We start from the raw sequence: 12,132 nt of genomic DNA on the forward strand, positions 1-12,132 counted from the left end.
AATGCAATGCTAAAATTAGAATCCTTACCTAATCTTTTAACATTTTTACGCATTATTTTAGCGTTTTTACTGCTTATGTTAATCCTTTATGGTGATAGGATTTTACCGCCCCCTATTCACCCGAGTTGGATTAATTATTTTGCTTGTTTAGTGTTTTGCGTGGCTAGCATTACAGATTTTTTTGATGGATTTATTGCACGCACTTTTGATGTAGGCAGTGTGTTTGGAGAGATTTTTGACCCTTTAGCAGATAAATTATTAATGCTAGCAGCTTTGCTTGGGCTATTGGTTTTGGGCAGGGCTGATGTTTGGGCAGTATTTTTGATTTTAAGTCGAGAGTTTTTTATTACAGGATTGCGTGTTGTCGCAGCAGGCAAAGGAATCAAAGTCGCTGCTTCAAATCTAGGTAAATACAAAACAGGATTGCAAATTACTGCGATTGCATTTTTGCTTATGGATTATTCTTTTGGAGGTATTACGCTTTGGTTGGCGGTGCTTTTGACATTATATTCAGGCTATGATTATGTGAAATTGTATGTAAAGGCTAGATAGTGGGATTAATTGGTTCAATTTTAGTTTTATCTTTTTTGATTTTTTTTCACGAGCTTGGACATTTTTTAGCAGCAAAGCTTTTTGGTGTGCGTGTGGAAGCTTTTAGTATTGGTTTTGGAAAAACAAGAATCTTTAAAAAACAAATCGGAGAAACAGAATATTCTTTGCGCCCGATTCCATTGGGGGGATTTGTGCAGCTTAAAGGGCAAAGTGATATTGACCCAAAATTGCGCAATGAAGATAAAGATAGCCTTTATGGAATCGCACATTGGAAACGTTTGGTGATTTTAGCAGCGGGTTCATTTTTTAATTTGCTTTTAGCATTTTTGCTTTTTATGGCTATTGGACTAATGGGCAAAAATGAGCTAGTTCCTATCGTTGGCAAAGTGCAAGAAAATATGCCAGCAGCCTTAGCGGGATTAAAAAGCGGGGATAGGATATTAGAAATTGATGGAGAAAAAATTGTAACTTGGAATGCGTTAAGTAGCGTGATAGCAGAATCTAAAGGCACATTAGAAATTGTATTTTTACGCAATAATCAAGAGTTTATTACAAGAATTACTCCCAAACTTGGAGAATCTAAAAATCTCTTTGGGGAGAGCATTGAACGCCCATTGGTTGGGATTAGCGCAAGTGGAGATGTAGAGATTGTATCGTATTCATTTTTGGATTCTATGCTTTATGCTTTTAGGGAAACAAAGGAATCTAGCAAGCTGATTTTGCAAAGCATTGAAAAAATTTTTGTTGGGGTTGTGCCTTTAAGCGAAGTGGGCGGAGTTGTTTCTATTGTGAGTATCACAAAAAAGGCAACAGAGCTTGGGATTGTAACGCTTTTTGCTTTTAGTGCGCTTATTTCAGTCAATCTTGGAATCTTAAATTTGCTCCCGATTCCTGCGCTTGATGGTGGGCATATCATTTTTACACTTTATGAAATGGTTAGTAAAAGAATCCCCACACAAGAGACGCTTTATCGCTTAAGTATGGCAGGTTGGATTGTGCTTTTAGGGCTTATGGGACTTGGATTCTATAATGATATTTTACGTATTATTAATGGGACAATGCCTTTTTAAAGGAATGTAATGCAAGAGCGGTTAAATCAAAATTTATTAGAAGCGATTGAGCGGATTGAAAAAGCAAGAATTGCTGTGGATAGAAAGCGTATTGTGCAGTTGGTTGCTGTGAGTAAGTATTCTAGCAAAGAGGAAATTGCTGCGCTTTATGCTTGCGGACAAAGGGCATTTGGAGAAAATAAAGTGCAAGATTTGCAGCAAAAATCAAGCGCATTAGAAAAGTTGCCACTAGAGTGGCATTTTATTGGGTCTTTGCAAAGCAATAAAATTAATACCCTTTTACATTTGAATCCTTATTTGCTGCAAAGTTTGCATTCTTTAGAATTAGCGCAGGCTTTACAACTACGATTAGAGAGAGAAAATAAACATTTAAATGCGCTAATGCAAGTGAATAGCGCAAAAGAAGAAAGCAAAAGTGGGTTTATGCCTGAAGTTGCTCTTGAGGCGTATGCTAGGATTCAAGAAGAATGTAAAAATATAAAGCTTTGTGGGCTTATGAGCATTGGTGCGCATACTGATGATAAGGTGGTGATTCAAAGGAGTTTTGAAATGACATGGAATCTTTTTTCACAAATTAAAGGCGCAGAGATTCTTAGTATGGGAATGAGTGGGGATTTTGAGTTAGCGATTGCTTGTGGAAGTAATTGTGTGCGTCTTGGAAGTGTATTATTTAAGTAATTTAAATTTGTAAAGTTTTAAGATAAATCTTCAAAGCAAAAGCGGAATTCGCTTTTGCTTTGGTGTGTTAATATGCCCTAGGATAGCATTTCCATTCGATTTCTTTTGCAGTGAGTTGCATATCTTTAGGAAGCCCTGTTGCAGGGTCGATAGCTTGGCTATTGCTTTGATTATAAGCATTATATCCACCATAAGGCACAGCTTCAACTTTGACAAATTTTCCAACAGTTAAATCTTTGAAGCTGCCATAAATATCTTGCCCAAATGCACCACAATCATCACCTTTAATTTCAGTATAAGGCAAAACTTTAATTGTTAATGCTCCACCTGGTCCTGAAATTGTAATTGTTTTGTTTGCGTTATCGACTGCTGAAATTTGCCCTTGCACATCAAAATCAAAATCTGCCATTGCTGAAGTTGCAAGTGTTGTTGTTAAGATTGCCGCAGTCGCTAGAGTCCCAAGTAATTTTAAAGTTTTCATTTTTGCTCCTTTTGTAAATTGTAAGCACAATTATAAAATGCTTTGTGTTAATAAAACGTGAAGATATTGCCAAATTTTTGTTAATCTTGTCCTAAGAGGTAATCCACCTTGTAAATAAAGTCTTCTTCGCTTTTTAGACCTTGTGCTAAAATTAGATATTTTCCATTAATAATAAAGCTTGGCACTCCTTGTATTCTTGTATGGACAGAAGCGTCTGCCCATACTTGTAGAAGTTCTTTTGTTTGTGGATTTTCTAATGTATTTTTAAAATTTTCTTGCGTGATGTTTGCTGCATTTAGTCCATAGGAGACAAAAGAATCTTTGTTTGTAAAATGTTTTCTTTCTTTAAAATTTGCATCAAAATAAGCTTCTAAAACACGTTTAAAATGAGATTTAGAATCTTTTGGTGAGAGATTTTGCTCTTTATCAAGTATTAAACTAACAGCTAAAACTTCTGAAGCCTGCGCACTAAAGGGTGCGCCTGTAATAATGTGATAAGGGAGAAATTCCACTTGTTCTGGTAAGACATTAAAAAGATTTGGCAAAACTTTATTCATGCTCGCACAATGAGGGCAACCTACATTGAAAATTTCGATAATAGAATTTTTAGGCACATTGAGTGGATTGTTTAAAATAATATAATCATGCCCTTCTTTTAGGGATTCTGCTTGAAGAAATTGCACGCTTAAAAAAAGAGACAAAATAAAGGTAATTGTATATTTTAGGAAGGTTTGCATAGGATTCCTTGTAAATTTTTTTCGCATTATAACAAAAGGATTTAAATGTTTTGTAAAGTTTTTGTTTAATATTTATTATTATTTTTTATGTATAATTTAATTCTAATTTTCTTGTAAAGGTTTAAAATGAAAAAGTTTTTCTTGTTTTCTAGTTTAGTGGCGGCTCTTAGTTTTCCTGCATTAGCAACTCCTTATGCGGTGGATGTGGCAAATTCTGAAGTTGGTTTTAGCGTAAAGCATTTAAAACTTACAAAAGTTGATGGTGCATTTAAAAATTTCAGCGCAAATATTGATTATGATGAAGCAACTAAAAGCTTTAAAGTGTTTGAAGGGGATATTGATATGACTTCTGTTACAACGGATAATGCAAAGCGTGATGCACATTTGCAAGCTCCAGATATGTTTGATGCGGCAAAATTCCCTAAAGCAACTTTTAAAATGACAAAATATGAAGCAGGTAAAATTTATGGAGATTTAACGATTAAAGATGTAACAAAGCCCATTGTGCTAACAAGTAAAGAAACTCTAAATGGCAAAACACTTGAAGTGAATGCACAAACAATGGTAAAACGCTCAGAAATAGGTTTAGAGTGGGGAAATGTTTTTAAAGATAATTCTGTGAGTGATGAGGTAGAAATCACATTAAATCTAAAAACAAATGCAAAATAAATTGTCTATATAGTTTTATAACATAGAATCCAAATTTGGATTCTATGTTTATCTGCTTTTTTAGTATAATTAAATCTAAATTTCATTTTGGCTACACATAAATTTTCATTTTTGTTCTTATTTGAAGTTGTTTTAAAGTCTCGGTTTTCTATAATCAAGAAATTTTCTTTGTAGGAGTTTTTAATAATGAGAAAAGCAATATTAGCAATGTCTTTAGCTTGTGGAATGTTGGCAAGCACTTTAAATGCGGAGACAATTAAGATTGGAATTGTTTTGCCTATGAGTGGTGCAGTAGGTGGATTTGGAGAGTTAGGAAAACGTGGAATTGATTTAGCATACAAAGCACAAAATAAAACAAAAAATGGTGATTCTATTGAGATAATTTTGATTGATAATAAGAGTGATAAAATTGAGTCTGCAAATGCAATGCAAAAACTTGTATCTAGCGATAAAGTGAGCGTTGTAATTGGTCCTATGATTTCTACAAATGCGCTTGCAATGACAAAAATTGCAGATGATTCTAAGACACCTTTAATCTCCCCTGTTGCGACAAATGATAGAGTAACAAAAGGCAAAAAGTTCGTTTCTCGTGTAAGTTTTGCTGATAGTTTTCAAGGAATCATTGCAGCAAATTTAGCATTTAAAGATTTGGGGCTTAAAAAAGCTGCAGTCTTATTTGATAATAGCAGTGATTATTCTATCGGTCTTGCACGCGCATTTAAAACGCAGTTTAAAGAGCTAGGTGGAGAGATTGTGATTGAAGCAAATGCACAAGCTGGAACAAAAGATTTTAAAGCGCAAATTTCAAGTATTAAAGCTAAGAATCCTGATGTTTTATATCTGCCATTTTACTACAATGAAGGCGCATTAATTGCAGTTCAAGCAAAGCAGCTTGGATTAAGCGTTCCAACAATTGGTGGAGATGGTTTGGTGTCTAATAAAATCTTCTTTGATGTTGCAAAAGATGCAGGCAATGGTTATATGGTTACAGATTATTACTCAACAAGCGCAAAACAAACTCCAAAAGGTGAGCAATTTATGAAAGATTATGAAGCCACTTATAAAGAGCCTGTTAGCACATTTAGCGCGATGTTAGCTGATGCGTATGGAATCGCACTTCAAGCGATTGAAGAATGTGGTGGTGAAGACCGTGTGTGCATTAACGACAAAATTCGCAATGTGCAAAACTATGAGGGTATTAGCGGAAATGTTTCTTTAAACAATGGTGAAGCTATACGTAGTGCGGTGATTAATGAAGTTCAAGATGGTAAGCTAATTTATAAAACAACAGTAAATCCTTAATTGCTATTTTAAGGCTATATTTTGGATATTTTAACCTTTTTTCAGCAGTGTATCAATGGTTTAAGTCTAGGAAGTATGTATGCGCTTATTGCCATTGGTTATACAATGGTGTATGGTTGCTTGCGTCTTATCAACTTCGCGCACGCCGATATTTTGATGGTGGGTGCGTTTTTGGTATTTTTTGCAGTTAGTGCTTTTGGGATTCCTTTTTATGCTTCAGCGATTCTTGCTATTGTGTTATGTGGAATCTTGGGAGTGTTGATTGATAAAATTGCTTATACTCCTTTGCGTAGCGCACCTAGAATCTCAATGCTTATCACTGCGATTGGTGTGAGTTTCTTTTTAGAAAATGTGTTTAATGTATTCTTTGGCTCTACACCTAGATTTTTCAATGCGCCTGAATTTTTTATGCAGCCTATCACACTATTTGGTATGAGCTTAACGGGAATTACAATGATTGTTCCTGTGGTAACATTGTTGCTTTTAGCGATTCTTTTACGTTTTTTATATCGCACAAAACAAGGAATGGCAATCCGTGCAAGTGCTTTTGATATTAACACAGTGCGTTTAATGGGGATTAATGTTAATAATATTATTGCGCTTGTGTTTGCAATTGGTAGTATGTTGGCAGGACTTGGCGGAATCTTTTATGCAATTTCTTATCCAACTATTGACCCTTTAATGGGTGTATTAATCGGATTAAAAGCCTTTGCTGCTGCTGTTCTTGGCGGAATCGGAAGTGTTGGTGGGGCAGTGCTTGGAGGATTTATCTTGGGTTTTACAGAAGTAATGGCAGTTGCATTGTTCCCAGAGCTTGGAGGCTATAAAGATGCCTTTGCGTTTTTATTTTTAATTTTAGTGTTGCTTTTCCGCCCTGTTGGAATTATGGGCGATTGGCGTTTAGAAAAAAGTCGTTTCTAGGGAGTTATGATGGTTAAAACTTTGTATGCAAAAGCTCCTATGGTAACAACTTTTGGATTCCATATGTGCCTTTATCTTTGTGCAATTTGTATTATTTTTGCTGCACAAAGTTTGCTTGGAGATTATGCGCTTAGAATCTTTAATAATATTTTGATTTTTGTCATTTTGGCTGTGAGCTACAATCTTATTAATGGTGTTACCGGGCAGCTTTCTTTAGAGCCAAATGGATTTGTCGCTATTGGTGCTTATATCACTGCTTTAATGCTTTTAGATGAAGATTTAAAGTGGAGTATGTTTCAGCTTAGCGACCCGCACCCATTTGTGCTTAGTATGTATAGCGAATTGCTTCCTGCTTTGCTTTGCAGTGGTGTTGTAGCGACTATTATTGCGATTTTACTTTCTTTTCCTGTATTTCGTGTGCGCGGGGATTATTTAGCTATTGTTACGCTTGGATTTGGGTTTATTATTAAGATTTTAGCGATTAATAATCCGCAATGGACAAATGGAGCAATTGGTTTAAATGAGATTCCAAATAATCACGATTCTGTTGTTCAATTTATTGAGCAAATGCTTCTTTCTCTAAGCAATGGAGATTCTGTATTAAGTGGCTTCTTCCATTATCTTTATACGCATGCTTTTACAAATGGGGCAAATATTACGGTGTTTTTTTGGAGTGGGATTTTTGCAACAGCTTCTGTCATTTTGATTTTACAAATTGTGTATTCTAAATATGGTCGAGCGATGAAAGCGGTGCGTGATGATGAAGATGCTGCAATTGCTATGGGGATTAATACTTTTAAAATCAAAACTTTTGCTTTTAGCACAAGCGCATTTTTAGAAGGAGTTGGTGGCGGTTTAATGGCAGTTTGGCTAACAACTATTGACCCAAAGATTTTTGGCTTTGAGCTTACATTTCAACTCTTAATCATCATTGTTCTTGGCGGATTAGGAAGCACAACAGGTGCAATTTTGGGCGCAATTTTAGTCATTGGTGGGGGAGAGTGGTTACGATTTTTAGACCAACCTTTGGTGTTCTTTGGCACAGATTTTGGCTCGTATCCGGGTCTTAGAATGGTTCTTTTCTCTGTAATTTTGCTCGTGATTATGCTTTTTGCAAGAGAAGGAATTATGGGAAAAAATGAGCTTTGGGATTTAAATCCTATAAAGTTTAAATGGTTTAAAAGGGGGCAGTGATGGCGATTTTAGAACTTGAAAATGTCAGCATTGCCTTTGGGGGATTAAAAGCGATTGATAATGTGAGCTTTAAAGTAGAATCCAAGCAGATTTTTGGGCTTATTGGTCCAAATGGTGCAGGTAAAACGACAATGTTTAATATTATTACTGCAAATTATAAGCCAAATTCTGGAAAAGTCAGTTTTCTTGGAAAAAATATTTCACATTATAAACCAAATACGATTGTCAATCTTGGGATTGCGCGCACGTTTCAAAATATCCGTTTATTTAATTCTATGAGCGTGTTAGATAATGTGCTAATTGGTTTGCACAATAGCGCAAAATATAGTTTTTTTGAGGCTGCGTTGCGTATTGGGCGTTATTTTAAAGAAGAGAGACGTATTAAAGAGAGGGCAGAATGGCTTTTGGAATATATGGGTTTAGGGGATAAAATGCACCTTAATGCAAGTGGATTAAGCTATGGGAATTGTCGTAAAGTAGAGATTGCAAGAGCATTGGCTACAAATCCAAAACTTTTATTGCTTGATGAGCCAGCAGCAGGAATGAATCCAAAAGAAACGCAAGAGCTAAGGGATTTAATTTTTAAAATGCAAAAAGATTTTAATCTTAGCGTGTTGTTGATTGAGCATGATATGCCTTTTGTGAATGCCTTGTGTGAGCAAGTTTTGGTGCTTGATTATGGTAAAAAACTCTTTTGTGGAACTCCGCAAGAAGCAATTAATAATACAGAAGTGATTGCTGCATATTTAGGGGATTTCTATGCTACAAGTTGAAAATTTGCAAGTTAGCTATGGCTTAATTACAGGTTTAAAAGGCGTGAGTTTTCATATTGAAGAACATGAGATTATTACACTAATTGGTAGCAATGGTGCGGGCAAGACTTCTACGCTTAATGGAATCGTGCATAGTGTGAAAACTAAGGGTGTAGTGCGCTTTTTTGGGGCAGATATTTCAAAGATTCCAACGCACAAAATTATTCAAAGGGGAATTGCGCTTGTTCCAGAGGGAAGGCACGTATTTACAGGGCTTACTGTGGATGAAAACTTGCGTATGGGTGCATATAATAATGATGAAAATTTTGCAGTAATGCGCGAAAAAATGTATCTACTTTTTCCACGTTTAAAGGAGCGTTATAAGCAGATTGCTAGCACGATGAGTGGGGGAGAACAACAAATGTTAGCAATTGCAAGGGCATTAATGAGTGAGCCAAAGTTATTAATGCTTGATGAACCTAGTCTTGGGCTTGCTCCAAAGGTTGTTGGTGAGCTTTTTGAAATTATTTTAAACTTAAGAGAAAATGGAATTACAATTTTGTTGGTAGAGCAAAATGCTTTTGCTGCGCTTAAGGTCGCAAATCGTGCGTATGTGCTAGAAAATGGAAGTATTGTTATGCAAGATTCTGCAAAGAATTTATTAGAAAATAAAGAAATCAAAAAGCGATATTTGGGTGGATAATAGATTTAAGTTATCAAATCGCCGCTACACAGGAGCAAAAACAAAGCTATTAAAACATATTGATTCTGTGATTAAAGAAAAATTTGATTATACAAATGCACAAAATTTAAGTTTCTTTGATGTCTTTGGTGGCACTGGGGTAGTGAGTGAATATTTTATGCAAAAGCCACAATTTGGACAATTTATTGTGAATGATTTTTTGCATTCTAACTTTTGTATTTATCAAGGCTTCTTTAGCCAAGATTTGTTTGATATTAATAAGCTAAACGAGATTCAAGCTCATTTTTGGCATTTGGATTCTAAAACTTTAAAAGAGAATTATTACTCCAAGCACTTTGGAGGGAAATTTTTTAGTCATAATGATGTTTTAGTGATAGGAGAGATAAGAGAAAGCTTAGATAAGCTTTTACAAAATAAGCAAATAAACACAAAAGAATTTTATATTTTGTTGAGCAGCTTGCTTTATAGTAGCGATAGAATCGCAAACACAGTGGGGCATTATGATGCCTATCGTAAAAATACACTTTTGCAAGATAGATTTGTTTATGAATTGATTGATCCCATTACAAGCAATGCAAAAATAGAAATTTTTAAGCAGGATTCTAATGCTTTGGTAAAAGAGTTTGTCGCTACAAAAAAGCATATAGATATAGCCTTTATAGACCCACCTTATAACTCAAGACAATATGCAAGATTCTATCATTTACTAGAAACCCTAAGCAAGAATAATCAACCTAAGCTTTATGGAGTAGCTCTTAAACCACAGCCAGAAAATATGAGCAATTATTGCAAGATAGGTGCAAAGGAAGCCTTTAAGGATTTGATAGAAAATCTAGCAAAGATAAGTAAAATCTTAGTGGTTACTTATAATAATACTTATGTTTCCAAGTCAAGTTCAAGCCAAAACAAAATACAATTAGAAGAAATAAATTAAGGAGAAACAAATGACTTATAAAGAAGCATTAATATTGTTAATGGAAGAAAATGGGGGATTTGCTCCGCTTAATTTAATCTATAAAAAGATTTGGGATTATAAAGATAAAAACGAAATTAATGGTATAACACCCAATGCGACAATACGAGAAAGATTGCAAAGAGACAAAGAGTTTTTCCCTTTAGGAATAGGTGTTTGGGGCTTAAGTAAGTATCAACATGTGCTAATGGCAAAAGAAACTGCTGCAAAAACTAAAGTAGAAAAACAAGAGCGAATGCATGCCAAAATTCAAGGAATGCTTTTAGTATTAGGCAATCAAAGGGGATTAGATACTTATACGAATGATAAGTCTTGGACTTTTAATAATAAAAAATTGGGTGCATTATGTAGTTTGCAGGAAATACCTCCATTTACATATACTGATATTATCAAAAAGAGCGTTAATTATGTCGATGTGGCTTGGTTTGCTACTGATAAAAATGCCTTTCCTATTCGCATTTGTGAAGTAGAAGATAGCACAGATTTTAGAGCAGCACTAACTAAATTTAAAGAATTAGAATTTTTTAATATAGAATTTTATTGTATTTCAGTTTCTAAAAGATATACTAAATTTGAAACAGAAATTAATAAGAATGCTTTTAAAAGCTTAGTCAAACGCGTTGAGTTTCAGAGTTATGAAGACATTATTACTGCTTATGAATATGAAATGAAAAAGATTAGATTTTGATGCCTATCACAGAATATTTTAAATTTTTACACTTGAATTATTCAAAAATTGTTGGTTTTATTCAAGAACTTGAGAAGCAAAAAGAAGATTGTCTGTTTTATGTTGAAGAAGCAATGCAAGATTCACAAAGTCTTGTTGAACAGATTAAGGATTTAGTCTTTGAATATCATTTAGATTTAGAATATTCAAATAGAGCTGAAAATTTACTAGATAAAATCTATAGTGTTTATTGGAAATATAAACAAAAAAGTGATAGGATTTAGGATTTTCTGACTATGGTTGGCGGTTTTAATTTTTACAAATTCAAGAAATTATAGATAATTCTCTTAATGCAAATATTCCTTTGTTGTGATTGCTTAATACGATGAAAATCTTAAAATACAAAATCGATGATTCTAAAATTTATAAATATGAGATTCCATTTTTTCTTTGTTGGAGAGATAATGATTCTAACCAATTAGCTAGTTTTATATTAAATTTCAGAAATCAATATCCACATTTCTATTACAGCGATGAAATTATTTATGAAGAATGTTTGAAGCTATTAGAATCTAACAATACAATTAGATTTAAGCAAATCCCAAATCTGTAGAGAATCTATTGATGAATATATCCGAAAAATGCGTATTACAGGTATTATTTCACTGCGTGGAAATGGAAGATTTTTGGATTTTAATACCTTTGAGTTGCCAAAAATTGAGTATGTGATAGCTAATTATTCTAGGCTTCAAAACTTTGTTAGCAAAGAAGCGTATTTTTCGTATATGGGTGAGATTGATTCTAATATCTTGGAGTTTAGAGAAACAATAAATTTAGCCAATCAAAATGTATTAAAAATACAGACACTAGAAAAGTTTGCCAAAGAATATTCAAGGGAACAAATTTATAGGGAATTAACAATTTTGAGCTCTAAAAGACTTAATAGTGCAGATGAGGTATTTAAATTTATCCCAGAGCCTACGAGATTTGAATTTCTAACCGCTATTGCTTTAAAGCAAAACTTTAATACTTTGGAAGTTTTGCCTAATTATAGCATTGATGATGAGGGGTTGCCAAAATGCCATGCTGGTGGTAATATGCCTGATATTCTTTGCAAGGATTCTCAAAGTCAATCTATTATAGAAGTAAGTCTTATTTGTGGGAGAGGGCAAGTCAATAATGAGATTTTACCCATTGCGAGGCATTTAGAAAACCTTATAGAATCCAATCAAAATCAATCTATAGCTTGTTTTGCTATTTTTATTGCTCCAAAAATTTTTAAGGATACACAGAGATATACAAAATTTCTTAAATATGATGAAAATTTAGACATTAGAAATTTTGATATTGTAGAATTTATTGATAAATTACAAATTGCATACAAAGATATATTATCCATAAATAAGGCTCTAGTGTCTTTTGATTAACATTTA

The 12,132-nt window shown here is 33.9% G+C and carries 16 protein-coding genes; 14 read left to right on the top strand and 2 right to left on the bottom strand.

Annotated features, from left to right (window positions below):
• Window positions 1-6 precede the first annotated feature (6 nt).
• The 3 genes from pgsA to LS70_RS02635 are packed head-to-tail and all read left to right on the top strand — an operon-like array spanning window position 7 to window position 2,300.
• Window positions 7-552 (top strand): CDP-diacylglycerol--glycerol-3-phosphate 3-phosphatidyltransferase, encoded by a 546-nt coding sequence (pgsA, locus tag LS70_RS02625; protein ID WP_034290490.1) that lies wholly within the window; start codon window positions 7-9, stop codon window positions 550-552.
• A complete protein-coding gene (gene rseP, locus LS70_RS02630; protein WP_034290475.1) occupies window positions 552-1,622 on the top strand; it encodes an RIP metalloprotease RseP in 1,071 nt (356 codons plus the stop codon). Before pgsA ends, rseP begins: the two co-directional genes overlap by 1 nt.
• 9 nt (window positions 1,623-1,631) lie before the next feature.
• On the top strand, window positions 1,632-2,300 hold the full coding sequence (locus LS70_RS02635) for a YggS family pyridoxal phosphate-dependent enzyme (protein WP_034290473.1): 669 nt from the start codon (window positions 1,632-1,634) through the stop codon (window positions 2,298-2,300).
• Between the two features lie 67 nt (window positions 2,301-2,367).
• Here LS70_RS02635 and LS70_RS02640 read toward each other — a convergent pair whose 3' ends face one another.
• Both LS70_RS02640 and LS70_RS02645 read right to left on the bottom strand, forming a co-directional pair.
• Complete coding sequence (locus LS70_RS02640) at window positions 2,368-2,781, bottom strand: DUF5666 domain-containing protein (protein ID WP_034290472.1); 414 nt, start codon at window positions 2,779-2,781, stop codon at window positions 2,368-2,370.
• Between the two features lie 80 nt (window positions 2,782-2,861).
• Window positions 2,862-3,518 carry a DsbA family protein gene (locus tag LS70_RS02645; RefSeq protein WP_034290471.1) on the bottom strand — a complete coding sequence of 219 codons (657 nt, stop codon included), beginning with the start codon at window positions 3,516-3,518 and terminating at the stop codon, window positions 2,862-2,864.
• Window positions 3,519-3,644: 126 nt separating this feature from the next.
• Between LS70_RS02645 and LS70_RS02650 the strand changes: the two genes are divergently transcribed.
• From LS70_RS02650 to LS70_RS02700, 11 genes are all read left to right on the top strand, one after another.
• Window positions 3,645-4,187 (top strand): YceI family protein, encoded by a 543-nt coding sequence (locus LS70_RS02650; protein ID WP_034290470.1) that lies wholly within the window; start codon window positions 3,645-3,647, stop codon window positions 4,185-4,187.
• A 186-nt stretch (window positions 4,188-4,373) separates the two neighbouring features.
• Complete coding sequence (locus LS70_RS02655; RefSeq protein ID WP_034290469.1) at window positions 4,374-5,489, top strand: ABC transporter substrate-binding protein; 1,116 nt, start codon at window positions 4,374-4,376, stop codon at window positions 5,487-5,489.
• Window positions 5,490-5,564: 75 nt separating this feature from the next.
• Window positions 5,565-6,410, top strand: coding sequence for a branched-chain amino acid ABC transporter permease (locus LS70_RS02660; protein ID WP_442906993.1), 846 nt, complete (start codon window positions 5,565-5,567; stop codon window positions 6,408-6,410).
• Between the two features lie 63 nt (window positions 6,411-6,473).
• Window positions 6,474-7,604, top strand: coding sequence for a branched-chain amino acid ABC transporter permease (locus LS70_RS02665; RefSeq protein WP_201273957.1), 1,131 nt, complete (start codon window positions 6,474-6,476; stop codon window positions 7,602-7,604).
• Window positions 7,604-8,377 carry an ABC transporter ATP-binding protein gene (locus tag LS70_RS02670; RefSeq protein WP_034290466.1) on the top strand — a complete coding sequence of 258 codons (774 nt, stop codon included), beginning with the start codon at window positions 7,604-7,606 and terminating at the stop codon, window positions 8,375-8,377. The genes LS70_RS02665 and LS70_RS02670 overlap by 1 nt, the downstream gene beginning before the upstream one ends.
• A complete protein-coding gene (locus LS70_RS02675) occupies window positions 8,364-9,059 on the top strand; it encodes an ABC transporter ATP-binding protein (RefSeq protein ID WP_034290464.1) in 696 nt (231 codons plus the stop codon). The genes LS70_RS02670 and LS70_RS02675 overlap by 14 nt, the downstream gene beginning before the upstream one ends.
• Window positions 9,052-9,993, top strand: coding sequence for a DNA adenine methylase (locus LS70_RS02680; protein WP_081949840.1), 942 nt, complete (start codon window positions 9,052-9,054; stop codon window positions 9,991-9,993). Before LS70_RS02675 ends, LS70_RS02680 begins: the two co-directional genes overlap by 8 nt.
• A gap of 10 nt (window positions 9,994-10,003) precedes the next feature.
• A complete protein-coding gene (locus tag LS70_RS02685; RefSeq protein WP_034290462.1) occupies window positions 10,004-10,720 on the top strand; it encodes a hypothetical protein in 717 nt (238 codons plus the stop codon).
• A complete protein-coding gene (locus LS70_RS02690) occupies window positions 10,717-10,983 on the top strand; it encodes a hypothetical protein (RefSeq protein ID WP_034290460.1) in 267 nt (88 codons plus the stop codon). Before LS70_RS02685 ends, LS70_RS02690 begins: the two co-directional genes overlap by 4 nt.
• A 101-nt stretch (window positions 10,984-11,084) precedes the next feature.
• Window positions 11,085-11,312: a hypothetical protein gene (locus tag LS70_RS02695; RefSeq protein WP_138109315.1), complete on the top strand. Its 228-nt coding sequence runs from the start codon at window positions 11,085-11,087 to the stop codon at window positions 11,310-11,312.
• 73 nt (window positions 11,313-11,385) lie between these two features.
• Window positions 11,386-12,126 carry an AlwI family type II restriction endonuclease gene (locus LS70_RS02700; protein ID WP_052083421.1) on the top strand — a complete coding sequence of 247 codons (741 nt, stop codon included), beginning with the start codon at window positions 11,386-11,388 and terminating at the stop codon, window positions 12,124-12,126.
• Window positions 12,127-12,132: the final 6 nt, after the last annotated feature.

The sequence above is a fragment of the Helicobacter sp. MIT 11-5569 genome, from assembly GCF_000765695.2.
GTDB lineage: Bacteria > Campylobacterota > Campylobacteria > Campylobacterales > Helicobacteraceae > Helicobacter_D.

Bases quoted from the DNA above. Each gene is read 5' to 3' on its own strand.
- LS70_RS02675 (WP_034290464.1), top strand. From the start codon at position 8,364: ATGCTACAAGTTGAAAATTTGCAAGTTAGCTATGGCTTAATTACAGGT.
- pgsA (WP_034290490.1), top strand. From the start codon at position 7: ATGCTAAAATTAGAATCCTTACCTAATCTTTTAACATTTTTACGCATT.
- LS70_RS02670 (WP_034290466.1), top strand. From the start codon at position 7,604: ATGGCGATTTTAGAACTTGAAAATGTCAGCATTGCCTTTGGGGGATTA.
- LS70_RS02645 (WP_034290471.1), bottom strand. From the start codon at position 3,518: ATGCAAACCTTCCTAAAATATACAATTACCTTTATTTTGTCTCTTTTT.
- LS70_RS02665 (WP_201273957.1), top strand. From the start codon at position 6,474: ATGTGCCTTTATCTTTGTGCAATTTGTATTATTTTTGCTGCACAAAGT.
- LS70_RS02650 (WP_034290470.1), top strand. From the start codon at position 3,645: ATGAAAAAGTTTTTCTTGTTTTCTAGTTTAGTGGCGGCTCTTAGTTTT.
- LS70_RS02660 (WP_442906993.1), top strand. From the start codon at position 5,565: ATGTATGCGCTTATTGCCATTGGTTATACAATGGTGTATGGTTGCTTG.
- LS70_RS02695 (WP_138109315.1), top strand. From the start codon at position 11,085: ATGAAAATCTTAAAATACAAAATCGATGATTCTAAAATTTATAAATAT.
- LS70_RS02635 (WP_034290473.1), top strand. From the start codon at position 1,632: ATGCAAGAGCGGTTAAATCAAAATTTATTAGAAGCGATTGAGCGGATT.
- LS70_RS02655 (WP_034290469.1), top strand. From the start codon at position 4,374: ATGAGAAAAGCAATATTAGCAATGTCTTTAGCTTGTGGAATGTTGGCA.
- LS70_RS02640 (WP_034290472.1), bottom strand. From the start codon at position 2,781: ATGAAAACTTTAAAATTACTTGGGACTCTAGCGACTGCGGCAATCTTA.
- LS70_RS02685 (WP_034290462.1), top strand. From the start codon at position 10,004: ATGACTTATAAAGAAGCATTAATATTGTTAATGGAAGAAAATGGGGGA.